Below are 20,729 nucleotides of genomic sequence, written 5' to 3' on the forward strand. Positions count from 1 at the left end.
GGGGTTACTCCGGGTCTTGCGGGTTGGATGGGCTGGCGAGTCGCGCCAACGACTCTAACAGTGCCTTGACCGGCGCGGCCAAGCCAATGCTGGCCGGCTCGCTGGGGTTATACCAGAGGCCGCCGCCTTCGGTCACGGCAGCCTGTTTGCCGCGAGCGGGCTGCGGGGTAATGGCCAGGCGGAAGTGGCTGAAGGTGTGGTTGAAGGCGTTCCAGGCCGGTGCCAGCTCGGCAGCGGGTGCGTGAGCGTCCAGCCAGCCCATCAGGGCCTCGCGGTCATCGAACTGAGGGAAGCACCACAGGCCGCCCCACAGGCCCACAGCGGGGCGCTGCTGAAGCAGCACGCGGCCTTCTTCATCGTGCAGCAGCAGCATGATGGTCGAGCGCTCGGGCAGCGCTTTCTTGGGCTTGGATTCGGGGAAGCGCTTTTCCTGGCCGCGGGCGTGCGCCAGGCACACGTCCTCGAAGGGGCACAGCAAGCAGCTGGGGCTGCCGCGACGGCACAGGGTGGCGCCCAGGTCCATCATCGCCTGGGTGTGGTCGGGCAGGCGTTCATGCGGCGTGTAGCGCTCGGCAAGCGCCCACAGCGGGCGTTCGATCTTGGGCCGCCCCGGCCAGCCTTCCACGGCATGCAGGCGCGTCAGTACGCGTTTGACGTTGCCATCGAGAATCACCGCCCGTTCGCCGGTGCTGATGCTGATGATGGCTCCGGCGGTCGAGCGGCCGATGCCGGGCAGCGCGGCCATGGCATCGACGCTTTGCACGGGGAACTCGCCGTCGTACTCATTGACGACGACCTGGGCGGCCTTGTGCAGATTGCGCCCGCGCGCGTAATACCCAAGCCCGGTCCACAGGTGCAGAACCTCGTCCTGCGAGGCGCCGGCCAGGGCGTGCACGTCGGGGAAGCGCTCCATGAAGCGCTCGTAGTAGGGAATCACCGTGGCCACCTGCGTCTGCTGCAGCATGATCTCGGAAACCCAGACCCGATAGGGCGTGGTGTCGTGCTGCCAGGGCAAGGTTTTGCGGCCGTATTCGTCGAACCAGGCCATCAGGCGGCGCTGGAACTCGTCGGGCGAGAGGTCGATCGGCTCGACGGCCTCGGGGATATCGGTCATGGGTGCTTGGGTCATGGACAGTTGAGTCATGGATGGTGCCGCTTACAGCGGTGGGCGTGAAGGGTAACCGGCGAACGGGCTCGAGCGTAAAAAAGCCCAAAAAAAAGCGCCGACGATGGGGTCGGCGCAGGACAGGCTTGCATGAAACGTCTCGTCATCAGGGCCGGTTCATCACCGGCCACTCATGACTACTGGAATAGACCCTTGAGGGCGTTACGAAGTTCCCCGGAGGCATCTTCGCCGATACGCTCATCGAGACCATCCAGTGCATCGTCGAGACGTTTCTGGACTTCTTCGCTGGCTTTGTCCTCGACTTCCTGGCGGGCGAGGTTGGCCACGGCGTCGCGGAAGGCGCCGCGATCGAAGCGGCACCAGTCGGCAGGCGCGCCGGACAGGTCGCCTTCGCAACGCACCGGCAGCGGCACCTTGGTCAGGCGAGGATTGACCTCGCAGGCGGCATCGGCGGTATCGACGAAGCGAGCCGCGGCGCGATAGTCCAAGCGCTTGTTGACCAGGCCTAAGGTGCCTTCGCCGGTCACCTGGATGCCGGGGATGCTGATATCCAGGTCATCGTTGCGCACTTGGCCGTCGCGGATATTGAGGGTCGCGCTGGCGTTGTCAAAGCGCGTATCGGTGCTCCATTCGCGGCTGGTCTGCTTGCCTTCGAGCAGCGCCACGGCGGTGCAAAGCTCCTCAGAGACGTTGACGTCGAACACCGCGCCGTCGTCGATGTTGGCCGTCAACTGGCCGTTGAGCTTCGCCGGCAGTTCGGCCGCGCTATTGCCGCGGGTGGTCAGCTCACCGCTAAGGTTGAGCTTGCCGCGCAGCGGCGACTCTTCGTCGGTGAGGGCGGCGAGGAAGGGCTCGGCGGCGACGTCTTTGACCGTCGGGGCAAAGCGCCAGCGCAGCGGCGACTCGCGCAGGTCGAGCCCGGCGGTAGCGGAAAGCGTGCCGTCGAAGAAGCGCGCATCGAAGCTCTCCAGGCGCTGCTGGCCGTTATTGCCACGGGCCTTGAGCACCACCTGCTCAAGATCCATTCCTTTCACGGTGAGCCGCTCGAGGGCGAGGTCCGCGTTGAGATCCAGGGCCTTGAGGGTCGCCACCGGCACCAGTTCGCCACCGGCCTGGCTGACGGCGGCAGCACCGGCCTGGCTAGCCTCACCGGACGCCTGGGCGTTGGACTCACTGTCGGCGCTTGCCTGAGCACTGTCGCTGCCCTCTGCGGCCGGCGGCAGGTAGCGATCGAGGTCCAGCACATCGCCCTGCAAATCGAGCGCCAGCGAACGACCGTCGAGGCCGGCGGACAGCGAGCCGTTGAGGGTGGTGTCGTCTAGCTTCAGGTTCAGGCTCGGCAGGCTGACCCGCTCGAGGTTGCCTTCCACAGGGCTCGACAGCGCCAGGCTTTTGAGTGCGGCGTCATCGGCGGTCTCGGGCAGGCTGCCCAGGCGCTCGAGCCAATTGCGAAGCGACAGCGGCTCGAGCGTCAGCTGGCCGCGGTACTGCGGGGCACCGAGCAGCTGCTCGACGCGCAGGTTGCCACCAAGCTGCAGGCTGTTTTCTCCGCTCAGTTGCCATTCGCTGACGCGCAGGGTCTGCGCCTCGAGATCGGCATCGGCGGCAAACGTCAGCGACAGCGGCAGTACCTTTTCGCCTAGCGACGGGTGAGAAAGGCTGGCCTCCAGAGTGCCGTCTTCTAGCACATAGCGGCCTGTATTGAGGTTGGCATCGAAGCTAGGAAAGCTGAGATTGGCCTTCTGCTGCTTGCCATCGGTGCCGGCCAACTGGGTGTTGGTGTTCAGCTTCAGGTCGCTCAGCACGTAGTGGCCATCGTCGAGGCCCAGCTTCACCTGGCTGTCCAGCTTCATCTGGCTGACCCATTGGGCCTCGGCTTCCCGCGATTGCCCCTCGGGCACCAGGAACGACGACAGGGTGAAATCGGCATTGAGCGGGAAGGCCTTGGCAGGATTGACGTTGCTGCCGCTGATATTCAGGGAATCGATGTGCCAGGCATGGCCGCCCTGCCGGTCGGTATAGCGGATGCTGCCATCGGTGACGTTTACGCGGGCAATGTCGAGCGCCACTGCCACGTTGTCCTTGCCACTCAGGTCGCCGGGCAGCGTTGAAGACGCATCGCTTGTCGTCTCGCTGGTGCCGTCGCTGCTTGTTTGCGTCTGTGCCTGCGCCTCGGCAACGACGGAGGAATCGGCGGCCTCGCTGGCCGCCTGTGTCTGCTCTTGCTGCTGCTGACGCTGGAGCCGGTCGACCAGGGTCTGCCAGTTGCCGCGGCCCTCGGCGTCACGCTTGAGGTTCAGGCGCATGCCGTCGAGGTTCAGGCCGTCGATCGCTACTTGGCCGGACAGCAGCGGTGCGAAGGCCAGGCTGACCTCGGCCTGATTGAAGGCCAGGAAGGCCTGCTCGTTCTCGGGCTGGTCGGGCAGGCGGGCTTCGGCGTCCGCCACGCTGAGCCCCAGGCGCGGGTAGAAGGACCAGGACAAGGCGCCATCCAGCTCAAGCTCCAGGCCGCTCTGATCGCGCACCATCTGGACCAGATGCGGTTTGAGGTCTTCAGGGTCGAAGAAGGTCGTGATATAGACCACTGCACCCACTACTACCAAGCCCAGTATCCCTACCACTGCTAGCAGCGTACGCAACAGTGCTCTCATCCTTTACCTCCTAGTGATGCCTTGGGGTCCATTTCGTAGTGTTCACCGTTCGCAACCAGCCTGAAGCCCAGCCGCTTGAGCAGCAACTCGTCACCGAGCATCAGCGTAGAGGCAGCGACACGCAGCAGGCAGCCATCGCGCAGGGCCTCCTGGCAGATCAGCGTCACCAGCCGAGAAGCCACACCTCGGCGCCGGGTGGTCTTGCGAATACACAGGTTCGACAGCCACCAGGCACCGTCGACGACATTCATCGCCACGGCACCGAGCAGGCGATCATTGAAGCGGCCACAGCAAAAGGTACCCTGTCGTTCGAACTGATCGCGAATGTAGTCATCCGCCGGCAGCGGCAGCCGCTCGGCAGGCACATCGGCGTAGATCCGGGCAAGATCCAGGGCAAGCTGCGGGTCCCGTTCCCATTCGGCCTTGGTAACCTTTAGCAGGGTAACCGGCATTGACGTTTCTCCTTGGCTAACGGGGCAACCCGACAATAACCCGCATTGTAGCGGATGGGGGGCGCGATTCACTATAATGGCTGGCTCGACCCCCGTCGCTCAGGCGTGCGACGGCGTTTCACCGCAATGCGCTCAGCGCAGGAGTACAGCCATCATGACCCAGCGTACCGCCACGGTTTCCCGCGACACCAAGGAAACGCAGATCACGGTAAGCGTGAATCTCGATGGCAAGGGTGAGCTCAACTGCGAGACCGGCGTGCCCTTTCTCGACCATATGCTCGACCAGGTGGCGCGCCACGGGCTGATCGATCTCGACATCAAGGCAGTGGGCGATCTGCATATCGACGCTCACCACACCGTCGAGGATCTCGGCATCACACTGGGCCAGGCCTTCGCCAAGGCCATCGGCGACAAGCGTGGCATCTACCGCTATGGCCACGCCTACGTGCCGCTGGATGAAGCGCTGTCACGCGTGGTCGTGGATTTCTCCGGCCGCCCGGGCCTGTTCATGAACGTCGAATTCACCCGCGGCAGCCTCGGCACGCTGGACACCCAGCTGTTCTGGGAGTTCTTCCAGGGCTTCGTCAATCATGCCCAGGTGACCCTGCACATCGACAACCTGAAGGGCTTCAACGCCCACCATCAGGCAGAGACCATCTTCAAGGCCTTTGGCCGCGCGCTGCGCATGGCCACTGCCGAAGATCCGCGCATGGCCGGCCAGATGCCGTCCACCAAAGGCAGCTTGTAAGCTGTCATGATGGCATGATGATGCCTCTTCGCCTCTCAGGCCGCCAGACCACTCACTCGGCCACTTACTCGACAAGGAGCGCAGCATGACCATTGCCGTCATCGATTATGGAATGGGCAATTTGCACAGCGTCGCCAAGGCCCTCGAGCACGTCACTCATGAAAATGTGGTGGTGACCCGCGATGCCCGCCGTATTCGTGGCGCCACCCGCCTGGTGCTGCCCGGTCAGGGCGCGATCCGCGATTGCATGGGCGAGCTGGAGCGCAGCGAGGTCAAGGGCCTGGTGCAGGAACTGTTGAGCGACGGCGACAAGCCGCTGCTGGGGATCTGCGTCGGCCAGCAGATGCTTCTCGACGAGAGCGAAGAGAATGGCGGAGTGGCCTGCCTGGGCTTTCTGCCGGGCCGTGTGCGGCGCTTCCCCACCGACCTGCGCGATGCGCAAGGTGAGCGCCTGAAGGTGCCGCACATGGGCTGGAACCGCATGACGCAACGCCACGACCATCCCCTGTGGGAGGGCATCGAGGACGGCGAGCGCTTCTATTTCGTGCACAGCTACTACGTCGATGCCGCCGAGGATGCCGATGTCTTCGGCACCACCGAATACGGCGGCATCACCGCGCATGTGGCGGTTGGCCGCGGGCCGGTCTTCGCCACCCAGTTCCACCCGGAGAAGAGCTCGGCGGCCGGCCTGCGCCTGCTCGAGAACTTCGTGCAGTGGACACCCTGATCGCCTCACGTTTACGCATCACCTTCATTCGCGCCCCGCAAGGCGCCCACGAGGACACGACATGCTGGTAATTCCCGCCATCGATCTCAAGGACGGCAAGTGCGTTCGCCTGAAGCAGGGCCGGATGGACGACTCCACCACCTATGGCGATGACCCTGTTGCCATGGCGGCCCGCTGGGTCGAAGCCGGCGCTCGCCGCCTGCACCTGGTCGACCTCAACGGCGCCTTCGAAGGCACGCCGGTCAACGGCGAGGCGGTCACCGCCATCGCCCGCGCCTACCCGGACCTGCCGATCCAGATCGGCGGCGGCATCCGCAGCGCCAGCACCATCGAGCACTATCTGGACGCCGGGGTGTCGCATGTGATCATCGGAACCAAGGCGGTCAAGGAACCGGCCTTCGTCACCGAGATGTGCCGCGCCTTCCCGGGCCATGTGATCGTTGGCCTGGATGCCCGCGACGGCTATGTGGCCACCGACGGCTGGGCCGAAGTGTCCACCATCAAGGCGACCGATCTGGCCAAGCGCTTCGCCGATGATGGCGTGTCCTCGATCGTTTACACCGACATCGCCCGCGACGGCATGATGCAGGGCGTCAACGTCGAAGCCACCGCCGAGCTCGCGCGCCACGGCGGCCTGCCGGTCATCGCCTCTGGCGGCGTCACCGACCTCGAGGATCTGCGGGCACTGGCCAAGGTCGCCGGCGACGGCATCCTCGGCGCCATCACCGGTCGCGCCATCTACGAGGGCAGCCTGGACCTCGCCGAGGCCCAGCGTCTGTGCGACGAACTCGCCGGCGCTGCTGCCACTCACTCATAAGCGGAGGGCTGACTCATGGGACTCGCTAAACGCATCATCCCCTGCCTCGATGTCGATGCCGGGCGCGTGGTCAAGGGCGTCAACTTCATCGGCATCCGCGATGCCGGTGACCCGGTGGAAATCGCCAAGCGCTACAACCAGCAGGGCGCCGACGAGATCACCTTTCTCGACATCACGGCAAGCCATGAGGATCGCGGCACGACCGTCGATATGGTCGAACGCATTGCCGGTGAGGTCTTCATCCCGCTGACCGTGGGCGGCGGCATTCGTACCTGCGACGATATTCGCACCATGCTCAATGCCGGTGCCGACAAGGTGTCGATCAACACCGCGGCGGTCAGCAACCCGGAATTCGTCTATGAAGCAACCCAGCGTTTCGGCAGCCAGTGTATCGTGGTGGCTATCGACGCCAAGCGGGTCTCCGCCGAGGGCGAGACGCCGCGCTGGGAGATCTTCACCCACGGCGGGCGCAAGCCGACCGGCCTGGACGCAGTGGAATGGGCGCAGAAGATGGTGGAACTGGGCGCCGGGGAACTGCTGCTGACCAGCATGGACCGCGACGGTACCAAGATCGGCTTCGATAACGAGCTGACCCGCGCCATTTCCGATGCGGTATGCGTGCCGGTGATCGCCTCCGGCGGCGTGGGCACCCTGGACCACCTGGTCGAGGGCGTCACCAAGGGCCGGGCCGATGCAGTACTGGCCGCCAGCATCTTCCACTTTGGCGAATACAGCATCCCCGATGCCAAGCGCTATATGGCGGACCAGGGTATCGAGATGAGACTCTGAGAACGCCATGATGCCTATTCAACGCCAAGGGATGGCGATTACAGCCCGACGGGGGCGCATCGGACGCTATGCGCAGGCACTGCTGTTAACGGCCTTGTTCGCGCCTTCCTGTGCCCAGGCCGAAGGCTTCTTCACCTACGACCATGGCCTGGTCCAGACCAGCCTGTGGACCACGCATTACTCGTCCGACGATGACGACGACGAGGAGTACAACAACCAGCAGAACCTGATCGGGGTGGAGGTCCACAACCCCGAGCGCTGGTTCACTGGTGCGGCCTGGTTGAAGAACTCCTTCGATCAGCCGATCTGGTACTTCTATGTCGGTCGCGAGTTTCCGCTATGGCAGCCCAGCGACGACCTGGAAGTGCGCGCCAAGCTCACCGCCGGCGGGCTGCGTGGCTATGACGGCGACAAGAAGGACAAGATTTCCTACAACAGCCTCGGCATCGCCCCGGCGATTCTGCCCACCATCGGCGCGCGTTGGGGGCGCTTCGAAACCGATATGCTGCTGTTCGGCACCGCCGGCGTGATGTTCAATGCCGGGGTTCGCTTCTAGCCTCTAGCTTCTAAATTCGGGCTGCTCGCTGTGGCAGCCCTCTCCCATCACTACCCCTTCGCGTTGCTATCACTACCCCGGCACTCTTCTCGTCAGTCGAGGCTGAGCCCCAGGTTGCTCACTCCACCGTTACGCCCCAGGCGCTTGAGCGCCTTGAGGGCGTCGCGATCCAATTCGCCCTCCTCGAGCGCTTCCAGCACCGCATCCTGAAAGTCGCGTTCATCCGCCATCAGTTCATGCTCGCGGATCAGCGCCGCCAGCCGCGTTTCGTCTTCCTCGCCTTCGCTTACTTCGATGAAGGCGCGCACGCCGCTGAGTGAGGCGCGGCTGACTTCCAGCACCGCCTCGGGCGCTTCGCCGCGCAGGGTGTCGAGCATCGCCGAGATCGCCATCACCGCTTCCAAGGCGCGCCGCGCACCGAAGCTGTCGTCATCGACCGGCGGTTCGAGCTCGGCGAGTTTCTCCGCCTGACGGTCGAAGTCGATCTTGGCGCCTTTCACGCTCAGGTGCTCCCAGATCAGATCGAGGATGCTGCGCAGCGCCGTCGGGTCGCCGACCTCGGCATGATCCGCGTAGAGGGCGTAGTTGGGCATCAGGCGCTCGCCAAGGGCGGCCATGAAGGCCAGGCGACGGCGGGCGTCGAGATTCTTCAGGCGGGCATTGAAGCCGCCGGTGGGCTGGGTCATGAAGTCTCCTGGAACCGCTGGGAAGGACGACAAACAAGCGTCAGTGATTGCGTCCGTATGATGATTAAGCACAAAGGCCGCCGCCTTTGCTCAGGGCCAGAGCAGGTCGGCCGAGACCTTGCCCCGCGCATCGAACACCACGCCCTCGGCGCGCAGCTTCTCGCGCTGACGAACGGCGCCGCCATGCTCGGTGACGCGCCGGCTGGCATTGATCACTCGATGCCAGGGCAGGCCGTGTCCCTCTGGCAAATGGCGCATGGCGCTACCGACCATGCGCGCCGTGGCGCCCTCCGTCATCTTGGCCACGCTGCCATAGGTAGTGACACGGCCCTCCGGAATCTGGGCGACGATGGTATAGATCTGCTCGAGTACGGCGCTGCTGGCCATGTCCCCTCCCCTGGTCGTGATGCAGATTAGCGTCATGGCTGTCGCATGTTGAGCGTGCCGAGGCATCGTATTGCCATTACCTAATAGGCGCTGGACGCCTCGACCCCGGGCCGGTCATCATAACGCCATGCATATCTACTTTCTTCAGCATGCTGCGGGCCTGGGCCCGGCCCGCTTCGCCGACTGGCTGGACAGCATGGGCCACAGCCACAATAGCTGCCACCTCTACGCCGGCGAGGCACCGCCGCGCCTCGCCGACTGCGATGCTCTGGTGCTGCTCGACGGCGATCTTGCCATCGATGATACCGCGACTCACCCCTGGCTCTCCCGCGAGAAGAAGCTATTGAACCGCGCGCTAAAGAGCGGCAAGCCGGTGCTCGGCGTCGGCCTGGGGGCGCGGCTGATCGCCGATGGCCTCGGTGCCATCGTCTCTCGCGGCACCTATCCGGCCCTTGGCTGGCAGCGGATCGAACTCGCCCCGGAGAGCCCCTTCGACCTGCCCGAGACCTTCGAGGCCTTCAGTTGGCAGCGTGACATCTTCGGTCTGCCCGACGGCGCCTTGCCGTTGGGCGGCAGCGAGGCGAGCCCGATGCAGGGTTTCTCCTGGGACCGAGGCCGGGTGGTGGCCTTGCAGTGTCACCTGGAAGCCACCGACATCAGCATCTCGGCCCTTCTCGAGCATATCGCCGCACAGGTGCAGGCAGGTGCCCGCCCTCTGGAAGGAGCCTACGTACAGGATGCCGAGACCATTCTTGCCGACACACGACGCGTCGACCATCAGGCGGCGCTGCTCGACCGGCTGATGGTGCAGTGGCTACGCAGCGTGTCGCGCTGACCAGTCCTTGGCGAACTCCAGGCAGCTCTCCCAGTCCCCCACATGCAGGAAGGTGTGGGGGTGCTTCTCTAGCTGATGGCGATACAGCGGATCATAGTATTCGGTGAGCAGCGGCCCCAACCAGGCCTCATGGGCCTGACGATTGCCACGTTCGTGCTCGCGGAAGGCCAGCTCCTGCAGGCGCTGCAAACGCTGCAGGCGCGCCAGCCCCAGGCGCTTGCGTAGCCGGCCAAGCGCGGTGGAAAGCTGCTTGCGCATCAACGTCCAGCCGAGCCAGTCGCCGTATTGGCCCTGATACAGCGCCCAGAGGTCGTCGATGTAGTCCTTGCGGATCTGCGCCAGCCGCCAATCCAGGGGCATCTCAACGCGGATACGCGGCGCCTTTTCCATGCCACGCCAGAAGAGCAGCGGAACGTTGGCCGTACCGATGTGGCGCGATTCGTCCTCGAGCACGACCGGGCCCTGCGGCGCCTCTAGGTTCAACAGCCCCATGCCGATGGCGTGTTCGAAGTCGATCTGGCTAGGTGCCGGCATCGGGTGGCGACCGAAGGCCGAGCCCTTGTGGCGGGCGCAGCCCTCGAGGTCGAGCCCCTGGCCGAGGCCATTGATCAGCGGCGTCTTGGCCGAGCCGGTCAGCCCACTGACGACCAGCATCGGGCGCTGGCTGGCGGCATCGACATGATCGCAGATCAACCTGCGCATGGCCTTCCAGCCACCGCGAATGCGGGGGCGCTCGATGCCGGCATCCCAAAGCCACTGCTGGGAGGTTTCCGAGCGGAGCCCACCGCGAAAACAATAGAGCAGCGCATCGGGATGCTGCCGGAGTTCCTGCTGCCAGGCGGCCACCCGAGCGCGCTTGATGCCGCCGGCGACCAGCCGCTGACCAAGCTCAATGGCCGCCTCCTGGCCCTGCTCGGCGTAGGCGATGCCGACCAGGTGGCGCTCCTCGTTATCCATCAGCGGCAGATTGACGGCCCCGGGCAGCCCACCCTGGGCGAACTCTACCGGCGCGCGCACATCGATCAGACGGCGGCGCTCACGCAGCAGATCGAGGCTGGGATCTACCTGGGGCAGGTTCATCCTGTTACCTCGAGGCGAGTGGTGCCTTTGGCGGCGACGATCTCGCCGCAGGGGGCGAGGCTCAGTCCGTGGGCTCGGCCGGCCCGCTCGATATCATCGGCCCAGGAGGGGTGCACGGCCAGCAGCAGGCCGCCGGAAGTTTGGGGGTCGCAGAGCCACTGCCAGCGTGCTTCGTCCATTACCGGCAACCGCTCACCGAGCGCCTCACGGTTACGCCGGGTGCCGCCGGGCACGGCACCCAGGCGCCGGTAGTGCTCGGCCTCGGCGAGTCGCGGCAGGCGTTTGAAATCGAGCCTGGCCGCGACGCCACTGGCCTCGCAGATCTCGCTCAGATGGCCGGCGAGGCCGAAACCGGTGACGTCGGTCATGGCATGCACGCCCTTGATCTTGGCGAAGTCGGCTCCGATGCGGTTGGAGGCCAGCATGGTCTCCCGCGCCAGCCCCTGGTGGCCGGGCTTGACCAGCCCCTGCTTCTCGGCGGTCGTCAGCAGGCCCACACCGAGCGGCTTGGTCAGGTACAGAAGGTCGCCGACCTCGGCGCCCTTGTTGAGGATCAAATGTTTAAGATCCACCAGGCCGTTGACGGCCAGGCCAAATATCGGCTCCGACGATTCGATCGAGTGCCCGCCGGCCAGCGCCATGCCGTGCTCGCGGCACACCGCCTGGGCACCGGCTATCACGTCCCCTGCGACATGGGCGCCGAGCTTGTCCAGCGGCCAGCCGAGAATGCCCAGTGCCATCACCGGATCACCGCCCATGGCATAGACGTCGCTGATGGCGTTGGTGGCGGCGATGCGGCCGAAGTCAAAGGGGTCGTCGACGATCGGCGTGAAGAAGTCGGTGGTCGCGATCATGCCTCGCCCGTCGCCCAGATCGTAGACGGCGGCGTCCTCGCGGCCCTGATTGCCGACGATCAGCCGCGAGTGGCTGGTGGCGGGACCCGCCTTGGCGAGGATGCCATCGAGCACGTCGGAGGCAATCTTGCAGCCACATCCCGCGCCGCGGCTGTATTCGGTCAGACGAATCGCACTCATCACGATCTCCTTTCTGAAGGCGTTATTAATATCGGGCGCCGGCCGCCATCGGCGCTATCGCTCCAGGCGGCCCGTCTCTCGAGGGCCGGCATCACAGCGCTTCGAGGGCATCGGCCAACTTGTCGACGGCGACCACTTCCATACCGGGAGGCGAGGTCTTGGGCGCATTGCCACGGGGCACGATAGCGCGCGTGAAGCCGTGCTTGGCGGCCTCGACGATGCGCTCCTGGCCGCTCGGCACCGGGCGGATTTCACCGGATAGCCCGACCTCGCCGAACACCACCAGCTCACGGGGCAGCGGGCGGTTCTGCAGGCTCGAGACCACCGCCAGCAGCACCGCCAGATCGGCGCTGGTCTCCAGCACCTTGACCCCGCCGACCACGTTGAGGAAGACGTCCTGATCGCCGGTAAAGAGCCCGCCGTGCTTGTGCAGCACTGCCAGCAGCATCGACAGCCGGTTGCCATCGAGGCCCACGGCAACGCGGCGCGGGTTACCCAGCGGCGAGTCGTCGAGTAGCGCCTGCACCTCGACCAGGATCGGCCGGGTGCCCTCCCAGACCACCATCACCAGGCTGCCCGAGGCCTGCTCCTCGCTGCGCGACAGGAAGATGGCGCTGGGATTCTTCACTTCCTTCATGCCGTGCTCGAGCATGGCGAAGACGCCGAGCTCGTTGACCGCGCCGAAGCGGTTCTTCTGGCCGCGCAGGGTGCGAAAGCGTGAGTCGGCCCCCCCCTCGAGCAAAAGCGAGGCATCGATCATATGCTCGAGCACCTTGGGGCCGGCCAGGCTGCCGTCCTTGGTGACGTGACCGACCAGTAGCAAGACGGTGTTGGACTGCTTGGCGAAGCGGGTCAGCGCCGCGGCTGACTCACGCACCTGGGCCACGCCGCCCGGGGCTGAAGCGATGTCCTCGAGGTGCATGGTCTGGATGGAGTCGATGATAAGCACTTCTGGGCGCTCACGCTCAGCGACGCCGAGGATCGTCTCGACGCTGGTCTCGGCGAGCATCTTGAGGCCTTGAGTGGGCAGTTGCAGCCGGTGGGCGCGCATCGCGACCTGAGACAGCGACTCCTCGCCGGTGACATAAAGCGAGGCGCGCTCCTGGGCCAGCTTACAGGCGGTCTGCAGCAACAGGGTCGACTTGCCGGCGCCGGGGTGGCCGCCCAGCAGGACCGCCGAGCCCGGCACCAGGCCGCCGCCCAGCACCCGGTCGAACTCGCCGAAGGTGGATGACAGCCTGGGCACCTCGGTCAGATCGACCGACGCCAGATCGGTGACATCCCGGGAGATGCCGCCAGCATAGCCGCTGCGCCCGCCGCTCGTGCTCGCTGCGGCCCCGGGACGGGCCGGTGCCAGGCGCACCTCGCTGATCGAATTCCACTCGCGACAGCTGGTGCACTGGCCCTGCCACTTGCGATATTCGGCACCGCACTCGGTGCAGACGAACGCGCTCTTCGCTTTGGCCATGCCAGGCTCCACCGACTAAAAAGCCCTATTCTACCAGCCGGGGCCGGCGATGCGACGTGTGCGCACGAGGCGTTGGGCAAAACAGGGCAGGATGAAAACAACACCCGACGCAAAGAGGCGGCCCGTGGGCCGCCTCTTTACCTGCCATCGACGCTGCCAGACTTACTGGCTTGCGGTTTGGCGCTTGAGCTGCAGCATGTCGCGGTTCTGGAAGCGCCGACGCTGCGGGTCGATCAGCTCAAGGGTGTTCGGATCAACCTTGAGGAAGTAGTAGATCTGCCCTTCGCCCTGGGGCGTCAGCTCGTAGACGGTCGCCTCGGGGTTGACCGGGGTACCGGTGAGCACGCTCCACTGGCCGGTATAGGTCTCGTCCGGCGGATTCTGCGGATGCTCGCGATAGCTGGCATTCAGGCTGAAGGTGCGATCGGCGGCAGCACCGTCTTCGGTCCCGTCGAGTTCGACATTGATATCGATGCCAGCGCAGTTACGGCAAGGCAGGGTGCCTGCGTAATGCACTTCTTGATCAATGACTTCCCCGCCGGTCTGATCCATCTGACCGGTGGCACAGCCTGCCAGAGAGGCAAGCATGAAGGTCCCGGCCAGCAGCGTCCTAATCTGCATGTATTTCTCCTAGCTGTGAGACACGCGCCGCGACGGCGGCGGTTGACTCACAGCATAACGTCAAGTGACGCCGACGGACAGTCACGCGAGCCGCTATCGCATCCTATCAGCGGGCATCCGGCTGTCGCGCCGGGCTCGCCTGCTCGAAGGCGGCCAAGCCACGACAGTGCTCGGCGACGGCACGCAGGCGCGGATAGGCGGCAAGATCACAGTCAAAGCGCTCGGCGTTATAGACCTGGGGCACCAGGCAGATATCGGCGAGGGTGGGCGAATCGCCGTGGCAGCAGCGCCCGGTCTGCTCGCTGTCCAGCATGGCCTCGAACGCCGTGAAGCCCTCTGCTACCCAGTGGCGATACCAGCCGAGCTTGGCATCTTCATCCAGTTGCAGATCGCCGACCAGGTATCTGAGCACCCGCAGGTTGTTGAGCGGATGGATCTCGCTGGCGATCAGTTGGGCGAGCCCGCGCACCCGCGCGCGACCAGCGGCGTCTTCCGGCAGCAGGGCCGGCGTTGCGGGGTAGCGCTCGTCAAGATACTCGCAGATTGCCAGCGACTGGGTCAGCCGCTCACCGTCGTCGGTCTCGAGCACCGGCACCAAGCCTTGCGGATTGATCGCCCGGAAGCTCTCCTCGCGCTGGGCGCCGCCGGCCAGATTGACCGGCAGCTGGGCGACATCGAGCCCCTTGAGGTTCAGGGCAATGCGCACCCGGTAGGCCGCCGAGGAGCGGTAATAGCCGTAAAGCGTCATGATGGTTTCCTCTCGGGCTCCCGTTCAGCGCGGCCGGTACTCGACCACCTGCTGATCGATGGCGCCGAAGATGCTCTGACCGTCACGGTCGAACATCTCGATGCGCACCCGGTCACCGAAGCGCATGAAGGGCGTTTTCACCTCGTCGTAGAGGATCTTTTCGACCATGCGCACTTCGGCCAGGCAGCTATAGCCCACGCCGCCGTCACGCATTGGCTTGCCCGGCCCGCCGTCGGCATCCGGGTTGGAGACGGTGCCGGAGCCGATCACCGCACCGGCACCGAGGTGGCGCGTGCGGGCAGCATGGGCGACGAGTTCGGGGAAGCCGAAGATCATGTCAGGGCCGGCCTCGGGTACGCCGAAGGCCTCGCCGTTGAGGTGGACGCTGAGCGGCAGGTGAACGCGCCCCTTCTGCCAGGCGTCCCCCAGCTCATCCGGGGTCACCGCAACCGGCGAGAAGCTGGAAGCCGGCTTGGCCTGGAAGAAGCCGAAGCCCTTGGCAAGCTCACCGGGAATCAGGCCGCGCAGGCTGACGTCATTGACCAGCATGATCAGCTTGATGTGGCCCATGGCGGCCTCAGGGGTCACCGCCATGGGCACGTCATCGGTGATCACTGCGATCTCACCCTCGAAGTCGATGCCGTGCTCCTCGCTGATCGCCTCGATATGCTCGGTCGGCGCCAGGAAACGATCGCCGCCGCCCTGATACATCAGCGGGTCGGTCCAGAAGGTCTCGGGCATTTCGGCGCCGCGCGCCTGGCGTACCAGCTGAACGTGATTGAGGTAGGCAGAACCATCGGCCCATTGATAGGTCCGCGGCAGCGGCGAATGCAGGGCGGCCATCTCGAGGGCGAAATCGCCCTCGGCGGTGCCGGCGTTGAGCTCGGCATAGCGCGCCTCGAGACGCGGGGCCAGCGTATCCCAGTCTTCGATGGCCTGCTGCAGGGTCGGCGCGATGTCGGTGGCGCGCACGGCGCGGGACAGGTCGCGGGAGACCACGACCAGTTCACCGTCGCGGCCGCTGTTCAGGGTGGCAAGTTTCATGACAAAGATCCTGTGGTGAAGGTGATGAATGGGGGCTTGAGTATCGCTGCGAGCTGCCTATCGCGGCTCAGGGCGCTGTCGGGTCGAAATGGGAGGCCAGGCCTTTCCAGACATCGACGTAGTCGCGCTGGCGAAAGTCGGCGGCAAGGGCCGTCTCGGTCGGCTGGAAGACGTAGCGACTCTCGAACATGAAGGCCAGGGTCTCGCCCTGATACTGCGGGGACAGTTGAGCGGTGCTGGCGGCCTCGAAGGTCGCGGCGTCGGGGCCATGGGGCGACATGCAGTTGTGCAGGCTAGCGCCTCCGGGGGAGAACCCCTCCGCCTTGGCATCGTAGACACCCTCGATCAGTCCCATGAACTCGCTCATCAGGTTGCGATGGAAGTACGGCGGACGGAAGGTGCGTTCGGCGACCATCCAGCGCGGCGGGAAGATCACGAAATCGAGGTTGGCCATGCCCGGGGTGTCGGAAATGGATGTCAGTACGGTGAAGATCGAGGGGTCCGGGTGATCGAAACTCACCGAATTAATGCTGTTGAAGCGCGCCAGATCGTACTTGTAGGGCGCGTAATTGCCGTGCCAGGCGACCACATCCAGCGGCGAATGATCGAGCCGGGTCGCCCAGAAGCCGCCGCCGAACTTGGCCACCAGTTCGATATCGCCCGCCATGTCTTCATAGGCGGCCACCGGGCTCAGGAAGTCCCGCGGGTTAGCCAGACCATTGGCGCCAATCGGTCCAAGGCCCGGTAGCTCCAAAGGGCTTGCATAGTTTTCGGCGACATAGCCCCTGGCCGCGTCGCAGCCGTCGGCCAACTGCACCTGAAACTTGATGCCGCGGGGGATGACCGCGATTTCGCCGGGCGAGATGGCAAGCACGCCAAGCTCGGTGCGCAGCACCAGAGCCCCCAGCTGCGGCACGATCAACAGCTCGCCGTCGGCGTTATAGAAGAAGCGCTCGGCCATGTCACGGTTGCAGGCGTAAAGGTGCACGCCGCAGCCGACCTGGGCAGCCGCATCGCCATTCGCGGCGATGGTCTCGAGGCCATCGATGAAGTCGGTGGGCGCGTCGGGCAGCGGCACCGGGTCCCAACGCATCTGGTTGGGGTCGGCCTGTCCGGACAAGGGCGCGGTGGCCACCCGCCTTTCCGCTAGCCGCCGATAGGCGCTCTGTGCCACCGAGGGGCGGATGCGATACAGCCAGCTTCTCAGGTTCTGATGGCGGGGCGCGGTAAAAGCCGAGCCGGTCAGCTGCTCGGCATAGAGCCCGTAGGGGCAGCGCTGGGGCGAGTTTTGGCCCACTGGCAGCGCACCCGGCAGTGCCTCGCTGGCGAAGTGGTTACGAAAACCGCTCTGATAGGAATGCTCGTTCGATGACGCAGACATGCTCCTGGCCTCGTGGTGATCGTGTGAAGGCTGTCGCAGTCCGGGGCCTTGGCCCGTTAATCGCGGCAACTGGTTTCATTTGAAACTATATGTTCAAATAAAAGCACAGCGGGGCCATCCACTCAACATCCACCAAGGTCTTATAGGCTCAGCCCCCTAGCACTCACCCGGGCACTACGGGAGCATTGCAGATGATCCGTTCTGCCTGACCGCCAGCTATCGCATAATGACCGCCCCAAGGTCGGCTGCCTTGCGAGGCAGCCTTTTCGACACAAACATATGCCCGGCTTGCACACACCTTCGCCAGCGCACACTGCTCGTTAGCGACCATCAGGAGACAGGTCATGACCTCTCGCCCTCGACATCCTAAGCTCTCCGACGCTACGCCTGGCGGCCCTGCTGGCCACGATATCGGATCACACGATGATGAGCCGCCCAGGCTCGACCTGGGGCAGTTCTTGCCCTACCGGCTGAACAGCCTGGCGGATCGCATCAGTCAGGCACTGTCGAGGATCTACGGCGAGCGATTCGGCATCACCATCGCCGAGTGGCGGGTGCTGGCCTGGCTCAGCCATCGCGAGGAACTCACCGCCAAGCAGATCGGTGAGCATACCCGCATGGACAAGGCCAAGGTGTCGCGGGCCATTCAGGCACTGGAAGGCAGAACCTTGATCCGGCGCACCCAGTCGGCGCAGGACCAGCGAGTGCAATATCTGCACCTGACGCAGCAGGGTGAGGCGCTGCTCAGCGAGCTGATTCCCCAGGCGCGTGCCTGGGAGGACGAGCTATTGGCGACCCTATCTTCAGAGGAATATCGCGACCTGCTGGCGACCATGGCCAAGCTGGAGCGGCAGCTCACTCATCTGGAGCGTTGAGCCAATCTAGCCGGCACCTGCCGGTGTGACCAACTGATAGCTGAATATCAGCCCTAACACCAGCGGCATCACGACCAGGCTGCCCAGATTGCCGATCAGCACCAGAGAGGCAACCTTGTGGGGTTCCTGACGATACTGCTCGGCGACCAGGTAGTTGAGCACCGCCGGAGGCAGCGCGGCAAACACCCACAGGCTCGCCGCCTGCAGGCCGGAAAGATCGAGCCAGATGATCATCGGTGCTGCCAGCACCAGGCCGCTGAGCGGGCACAGCACGGCGCCCAGCACACCAATCTTCCAGTCGCTGAAGTCGATATCGAGCATGCGTACGCCAAGGGCGAACAGCATCAGCGGGATGCAGACGCCACCCAGCATATCCAGCGCTTCAAGCAGCCAGCTCGGCAGAGGAATTCCCCCCAGATTGAACGCCAGGCCGGCGAGACTCGCCAGCACGATGGGCATGCGCAGCAGCCGCCACAGCGGGGTATGGGGGCTGAGCATGTAGAGCCCCACCGAGAAGTGCAGCAGCATCTCGATGATGAACAGCACCACGGCGGCGGGCAGGGCCTGGTCGCCGAAGGCCAACACGATCAGCGGAATGCCCATGTTGCCCGAGTTGTTGAACATCATCGGCGGCAGGAAGGTCTTCAGGTCGAGTCTTAGCCAGCGGGCCAGAGGCCACAGCACCAGGCCAGAGCCCAGCACCACCACCACAGCCGCCAGCGCCAGGGACGCATAGTCCTGGAGCGGTGCCTTCTGGTCGGCCAACACGGCGAAGATCAGCATGGGCACGAAGAGCTCCATGTTGAGGGTATTGAGGCCGCGGATGTCGGGGCTGCGATAGCGTCCATAGAGGGTGCCGCAGCCTGCGATCAGAAAGACCGGCAGCAGGGTGGCAAGAATCTGCGCAATCATCGTTAACTCCTGAATTAGCCCTGCAACACTAGCATGGCCACCGCTTGCGAAGGGCCGTCAGGCGCGTCACCATGACCAAAGTCCCATCCCTACCTTGAATGCGAGTGCCCATGAGCAAGTTCTGGAGCCCTGGCGTCAGTGAACTGACGCCCTATACCCCGGGTGAGCAGCCGCGCGAGCGCCTGATCAAGCTAAACACCAACGAGAATCCCTGCCCGCCGGCGCCGGGCGTCGAGCAGGTGCTGCGCGATTACTCGATCGATCACCTGCGTCTCTACCCGGATCCGGACTCTCGCGCACTGCGCGAAGCACTGGCTAGGGAGCACGGCGTCGAGGTCGAGCAGGTATTCGTTGGCAATGGCTCCGACGAAGTTCTCGCGCTGGCCTTTCAGGCCTTCTTCCGCCAGCCCCTGCCGATATCGATGCCGGCCATCAGCTACAGTTTCTATCCGGTATATTGCCGCCTGTATGGCGTCGAGCATCGCACCGTGGCACTGGGAGACGAGTGGCAGGTGCCACTCGAGGCTTTCGATGCTCAGAGCGGCGGCATCATCTTCGCCAACCCCAATGCGCCGACCGGTCACGGCCATGGGCGCGACGCCATCGAGGCGCTGCTCAAGCGCGTCACCGAGTGCGTGGTGCTAGTCGACGAAGCCTATGTGGACTTTGGTGGCGAGAGTGCCGTGCCGCTGGTCGAGCGCTACCCCAACCTGCTGGTGACCGGTACCTTCTCGAAGTCCAGAAGCCTCGCCGGCCTGCGCCTGGGCTATGCCATCGGCTCACGAGAGTTGATCGAAGGCCTGGAGCGTATCAAGAACTCCTTCAACTCCTACCCGGTCGACAGCTTGGCCAGTGCCGTCGGCGTGGCGGCCCTCGAGGACAAGGCCTACTTCGAGGCCTGTCGCCAACAGGTGATCACCACCCGCGAGCGCACCCGTCGTCGTCTTGGCGAGCTTGGCTTCGAGGTCCTGCCCTCTCAGACCAACTTCCTGTTGGTCCACCACCCGGACCATGAGGCCGCCCAGCTGTTCGTCGGCCTGCGCGAGCGCAGTATCCTGGTACGCCACTTCAATACCGAGGCGCTGCGCGATTTCATGCGCATATCCATCGGCACCGACGATGAAATGGATAGCCTGATCGAGGCCATGGAAGCCATAATCCGCTAGACCAACCGCCCAACGAGTGGTGCAAGCATAAAAAAGATCGCCCCGGCTGCCGCATGGCAGCCGGGGCGATCTTTTATTGGGGGCGTCGAGCGGGGCCGGCAACAATGGGAACGATCACGGCCATCGGGCCTTGTCGGCCTATCTTTCTAGGTTGCCTTACGGTGTTGCCTTGCGATGCCGTCCGATGCCGTCTTTGCGGGCGATCACGCGTACCCTCGGCGGCCCCATGACGCAGACAGGCGTCCAGACACGAAAAAACCCCGACCTGTAAAGGACCGGGGTTTTCTCTGAATAAGTGCCTGACGATGACCTACTCTCGCATGGAGAAGCTCCACACTACCATCGGCGCTAAGCGGTTTCACTTCCGAGTTCGGCATGGGATCGGGTGGTTCACGCTCGCTATGGTCGTCAGGCGAAACGGGTGATGAGTCGCCGTGGCGGCTCATCGCAATAAGAATCATGCTGACGTGATGCGTCTCGCGTATCCGTCAATTGTGCGCGTCATGCGCAGACCCCTTGGGGTTATATGGTCAAGCCTCACGGGCCATTAGTACACGTTAGCTCAACGCCTTGCAGCGCTTCCACACCGTGCCTATCAACCAGCTCGTCTCGCTGGGCCCTTCAGG

Annotated in this window: 21 protein-coding genes and 2 rRNA genes; 8 read left to right on the top strand and 15 right to left on the bottom strand. The window is 64.7% G+C overall.

Features of this window, described 5'->3' with window-relative positions:
- Positions 1-4 precede the first annotated feature (4 nt).
- The 3 genes from mutY to BLR71_RS15665 all read right to left on the bottom strand — a co-directional run bounded on the left by mutY (position 5) and on the right by BLR71_RS15665 (position 4,229).
- Positions 5-1,114, bottom strand: a complete 1,110-nt coding sequence (gene mutY, locus BLR71_RS15655; RefSeq protein ID WP_092528543.1) for an A/G-specific adenine glycosylase — start codon at positions 1,112-1,114, stop codon at positions 5-7.
- Between the two features lie 188 nt (positions 1,115-1,302).
- A complete protein-coding gene (locus tag BLR71_RS15660) occupies positions 1,303-3,777 on the bottom strand; it encodes an AsmA family protein (protein ID WP_092528491.1) in 2,475 nt (824 codons plus the stop codon).
- Positions 3,774-4,229 carry an acetyl-CoA sensor PanZ family protein gene (locus BLR71_RS15665; protein ID WP_092528493.1) on the bottom strand — a complete coding sequence of 152 codons (456 nt, stop codon included), beginning with the start codon at positions 4,227-4,229 and terminating at the stop codon, positions 3,774-3,776. Before BLR71_RS15665 ends, BLR71_RS15660 begins: the two co-directional genes overlap by 4 nt.
- Before the next feature lie 154 nt (positions 4,230-4,383).
- Between BLR71_RS15665 and hisB the strand changes: the two genes are divergently transcribed.
- The 5 genes from hisB (at position 4,384) to BLR71_RS15690 (ending at position 7,866) form a co-directional block, all read left to right on the top strand.
- On the top strand, positions 4,384-4,977 hold the full coding sequence (hisB, locus tag BLR71_RS15670) for an imidazoleglycerol-phosphate dehydratase HisB (protein WP_092528495.1): 594 nt from the start codon (positions 4,384-4,386) through the stop codon (positions 4,975-4,977).
- Between the two features lie 85 nt (positions 4,978-5,062).
- On the top strand, positions 5,063-5,704 hold the full coding sequence (hisH, locus tag BLR71_RS15675) for an imidazole glycerol phosphate synthase subunit HisH (RefSeq protein WP_092528497.1): 642 nt from the start codon (positions 5,063-5,065) through the stop codon (positions 5,702-5,704).
- Positions 5,705-5,765: 61 nt separating this feature from the next.
- Complete coding sequence (hisA, locus tag BLR71_RS15680) at positions 5,766-6,521, top strand: 1-(5-phosphoribosyl)-5-[(5-phosphoribosylamino)methylideneamino]imidazole-4-carboxamide isomerase (protein ID WP_092528499.1); 756 nt, start codon at positions 5,766-5,768, stop codon at positions 6,519-6,521.
- A gap of 15 nt (positions 6,522-6,536) precedes the next feature.
- A complete protein-coding gene (hisF, locus tag BLR71_RS15685; protein ID WP_092528501.1) occupies positions 6,537-7,310 on the top strand; it encodes an imidazole glycerol phosphate synthase subunit HisF in 774 nt (257 codons plus the stop codon).
- Positions 7,311-7,317: 7 nt separating this feature from the next.
- Entirely contained in the window at positions 7,318-7,866 is a 549-nt protein-coding gene (locus BLR71_RS15690; protein WP_139172654.1) for a hypothetical protein, read from the top strand.
- Between the two features lie 92 nt (positions 7,867-7,958).
- Here the strand turns inward: BLR71_RS15690 and BLR71_RS15695 are convergent, their stop codons facing one another.
- Both BLR71_RS15695 and BLR71_RS15700 read right to left on the bottom strand, forming a co-directional pair.
- Positions 7,959-8,552, bottom strand: a complete 594-nt coding sequence (locus BLR71_RS15695; RefSeq protein WP_092528505.1) for a YjaG family protein — start codon at positions 8,550-8,552, stop codon at positions 7,959-7,961.
- 90 nt (positions 8,553-8,642) lie between these two features.
- On the bottom strand, positions 8,643-8,939 hold the full coding sequence (locus BLR71_RS15700) for an MGMT family protein (protein WP_092528507.1): 297 nt from the start codon (positions 8,937-8,939) through the stop codon (positions 8,643-8,645).
- Between the two features lie 127 nt (positions 8,940-9,066).
- Between BLR71_RS15700 and BLR71_RS15705 the strand changes: the two genes are divergently transcribed.
- Positions 9,067-9,774 carry a type 1 glutamine amidotransferase gene (locus BLR71_RS15705; RefSeq protein ID WP_092528509.1) on the top strand — a complete coding sequence of 236 codons (708 nt, stop codon included), beginning with the start codon at positions 9,067-9,069 and terminating at the stop codon, positions 9,772-9,774.
- Here BLR71_RS15705 and mnmH read toward each other — a convergent pair.
- From mnmH to hmgA, 7 genes are all read right to left on the bottom strand, one after another.
- Entirely contained in the window at positions 9,754-10,854 is a 1,101-nt protein-coding gene (gene mnmH, locus BLR71_RS15710; RefSeq protein ID WP_092528511.1) for a tRNA 2-selenouridine(34) synthase MnmH, read from the bottom strand. The genes BLR71_RS15705 and mnmH overlap by 21 nt on opposite strands.
- Positions 10,851-11,891, bottom strand: a complete 1,041-nt coding sequence (selD, locus tag BLR71_RS15715; RefSeq protein ID WP_422730788.1) for a selenide, water dikinase SelD — start codon at positions 11,889-11,891, stop codon at positions 10,851-10,853. The genes mnmH and selD overlap by 4 nt, the downstream gene beginning before the upstream one ends.
- A gap of 88 nt (positions 11,892-11,979) precedes the next feature.
- Positions 11,980-13,356 (bottom strand): DNA repair protein RadA, encoded by a 1,377-nt coding sequence (gene radA, locus BLR71_RS15720; protein ID WP_092528515.1) that lies wholly within the window; start codon positions 13,354-13,356, stop codon positions 11,980-11,982.
- A 162-nt stretch (positions 13,357-13,518) separates the two neighbouring features.
- Entirely contained in the window at positions 13,519-13,977 is a 459-nt protein-coding gene (locus tag BLR71_RS15725; RefSeq protein WP_092528517.1) for a copper resistance protein NlpE N-terminal domain-containing protein, read from the bottom strand.
- Between the two features lie 106 nt (positions 13,978-14,083).
- Positions 14,084-14,728, bottom strand: a complete 645-nt coding sequence (gene maiA, locus BLR71_RS15730) for a maleylacetoacetate isomerase (RefSeq protein ID WP_092528519.1) — start codon at positions 14,726-14,728, stop codon at positions 14,084-14,086.
- Positions 14,729-14,749: 21 nt separating this feature from the next.
- Positions 14,750-15,769: a fumarylacetoacetate hydrolase family protein gene (locus BLR71_RS15735; protein WP_092528521.1), complete on the bottom strand. Its 1,020-nt coding sequence runs from the start codon at positions 15,767-15,769 to the stop codon at positions 14,750-14,752.
- A gap of 67 nt (positions 15,770-15,836) precedes the next feature.
- Positions 15,837-17,150: a homogentisate 1,2-dioxygenase gene (gene hmgA, locus BLR71_RS15740; RefSeq protein WP_092528523.1), complete on the bottom strand. Its 1,314-nt coding sequence runs from the start codon at positions 17,148-17,150 to the stop codon at positions 15,837-15,839.
- Between the two features lie 344 nt (positions 17,151-17,494).
- Here hmgA and BLR71_RS15745 point away from each other — a divergent pair, with 344 nt between their 5' ends.
- A complete protein-coding gene (locus BLR71_RS15745; RefSeq protein ID WP_092528525.1) occupies positions 17,495-18,025 on the top strand; it encodes a MarR family winged helix-turn-helix transcriptional regulator in 531 nt (176 codons plus the stop codon).
- A gap of 6 nt (positions 18,026-18,031) precedes the next feature.
- On the opposite strand, the gene BLR71_RS15750 is transcribed toward BLR71_RS15745, so the two are convergent.
- Entirely contained in the window at positions 18,032-18,937 is a 906-nt protein-coding gene (locus BLR71_RS15750; protein WP_092528527.1) for an AEC family transporter, read from the bottom strand.
- A 110-nt stretch (positions 18,938-19,047) separates the two neighbouring features.
- On the opposite strand from BLR71_RS15750, the gene hisC reads away from it, so the two are divergent.
- A complete protein-coding gene (hisC, locus tag BLR71_RS15755; RefSeq protein ID WP_092528529.1) occupies positions 19,048-20,103 on the top strand; it encodes a histidinol-phosphate transaminase in 1,056 nt (351 codons plus the stop codon).
- Between the two features lie 297 nt (positions 20,104-20,400).
- Here hisC and rrf read toward each other — a convergent pair.
- Positions 20,401-20,516: ribosomal RNA gene (gene rrf, locus BLR71_RS15760) — 5S ribosomal RNA — on the bottom strand.
- A 113-nt stretch (positions 20,517-20,629) separates the two neighbouring features.
- Positions 20,630-20,729: ribosomal RNA gene (locus tag BLR71_RS15765) — 23S ribosomal RNA — on the bottom strand; the annotation flags it as partial.

It is taken from the genome of Onishia taeanensis (assembly GCF_900100755.1).
Classification (GTDB): Bacteria; Pseudomonadota; Gammaproteobacteria; order Pseudomonadales; family Halomonadaceae; genus Onishia; species Onishia taeanensis.

Excerpts from the sequence above, each read along its gene's own strand:
- BLR71_RS15725 (WP_092528517.1), bottom strand. The coding sequence starts at position 13,977 with ATGCAGATTAGGACGCTGCTGGCCGGGACCTTCATGCTTGCCTCTCTG.
- BLR71_RS15700 (WP_092528507.1), bottom strand. The coding sequence starts at position 8,939 with ATGGCCAGCAGCGCCGTACTCGAGCAGATCTATACCATCGTCGCCCAG.
- BLR71_RS15690 (WP_139172654.1), top strand. The coding sequence starts at position 7,318 with ATGATGCCTATTCAACGCCAAGGGATGGCGATTACAGCCCGACGGGGG.
- BLR71_RS15750 (WP_092528527.1), bottom strand. The coding sequence starts at position 18,937 with ATGATTGCGCAGATTCTTGCCACCCTGCTGCCGGTCTTTCTGATCGCA.
- BLR71_RS15745 (WP_092528525.1), top strand. The coding sequence starts at position 17,495 with ATGACCTCTCGCCCTCGACATCCTAAGCTCTCCGACGCTACGCCTGGC.
- hisA (WP_092528499.1), top strand. The coding sequence starts at position 5,766 with ATGCTGGTAATTCCCGCCATCGATCTCAAGGACGGCAAGTGCGTTCGC.
- radA (WP_092528515.1), bottom strand. The coding sequence starts at position 13,356 with ATGGCCAAAGCGAAGAGCGCGTTCGTCTGCACCGAGTGCGGTGCCGAA.
- hisB (WP_092528495.1), top strand. The coding sequence starts at position 4,384 with ATGACCCAGCGTACCGCCACGGTTTCCCGCGACACCAAGGAAACGCAG.
- BLR71_RS15705 (WP_092528509.1), top strand. The coding sequence starts at position 9,067 with ATGCATATCTACTTTCTTCAGCATGCTGCGGGCCTGGGCCCGGCCCGC.
- hisF (WP_092528501.1), top strand. The coding sequence starts at position 6,537 with ATGGGACTCGCTAAACGCATCATCCCCTGCCTCGATGTCGATGCCGGG.
- hisC (WP_092528529.1), top strand. The coding sequence starts at position 19,048 with ATGAGCAAGTTCTGGAGCCCTGGCGTCAGTGAACTGACGCCCTATACC.
- mnmH (WP_092528511.1), bottom strand. The coding sequence starts at position 10,854 with ATGAACCTGCCCCAGGTAGATCCCAGCCTCGATCTGCTGCGTGAGCGC.
- BLR71_RS15695 (WP_092528505.1), bottom strand. The coding sequence starts at position 8,552 with ATGACCCAGCCCACCGGCGGCTTCAATGCCCGCCTGAAGAATCTCGAC.
- hmgA (WP_092528523.1), bottom strand. The coding sequence starts at position 17,150 with ATGTCTGCGTCATCGAACGAGCATTCCTATCAGAGCGGTTTTCGTAAC.
- BLR71_RS15665 (WP_092528493.1), bottom strand. The coding sequence starts at position 4,229 with ATGCCGGTTACCCTGCTAAAGGTTACCAAGGCCGAATGGGAACGGGAC.
- BLR71_RS15660 (WP_092528491.1), bottom strand. The coding sequence starts at position 3,777 with ATGAGAGCACTGTTGCGTACGCTGCTAGCAGTGGTAGGGATACTGGGC.
- mutY (WP_092528543.1), bottom strand. The coding sequence starts at position 1,114 with ATGACCGATATCCCCGAGGCCGTCGAGCCGATCGACCTCTCGCCCGAC.
- hisH (WP_092528497.1), top strand. The coding sequence starts at position 5,063 with ATGACCATTGCCGTCATCGATTATGGAATGGGCAATTTGCACAGCGTC.
- BLR71_RS15735 (WP_092528521.1), bottom strand. The coding sequence starts at position 15,769 with ATGAAACTTGCCACCCTGAACAGCGGCCGCGACGGTGAACTGGTCGTG.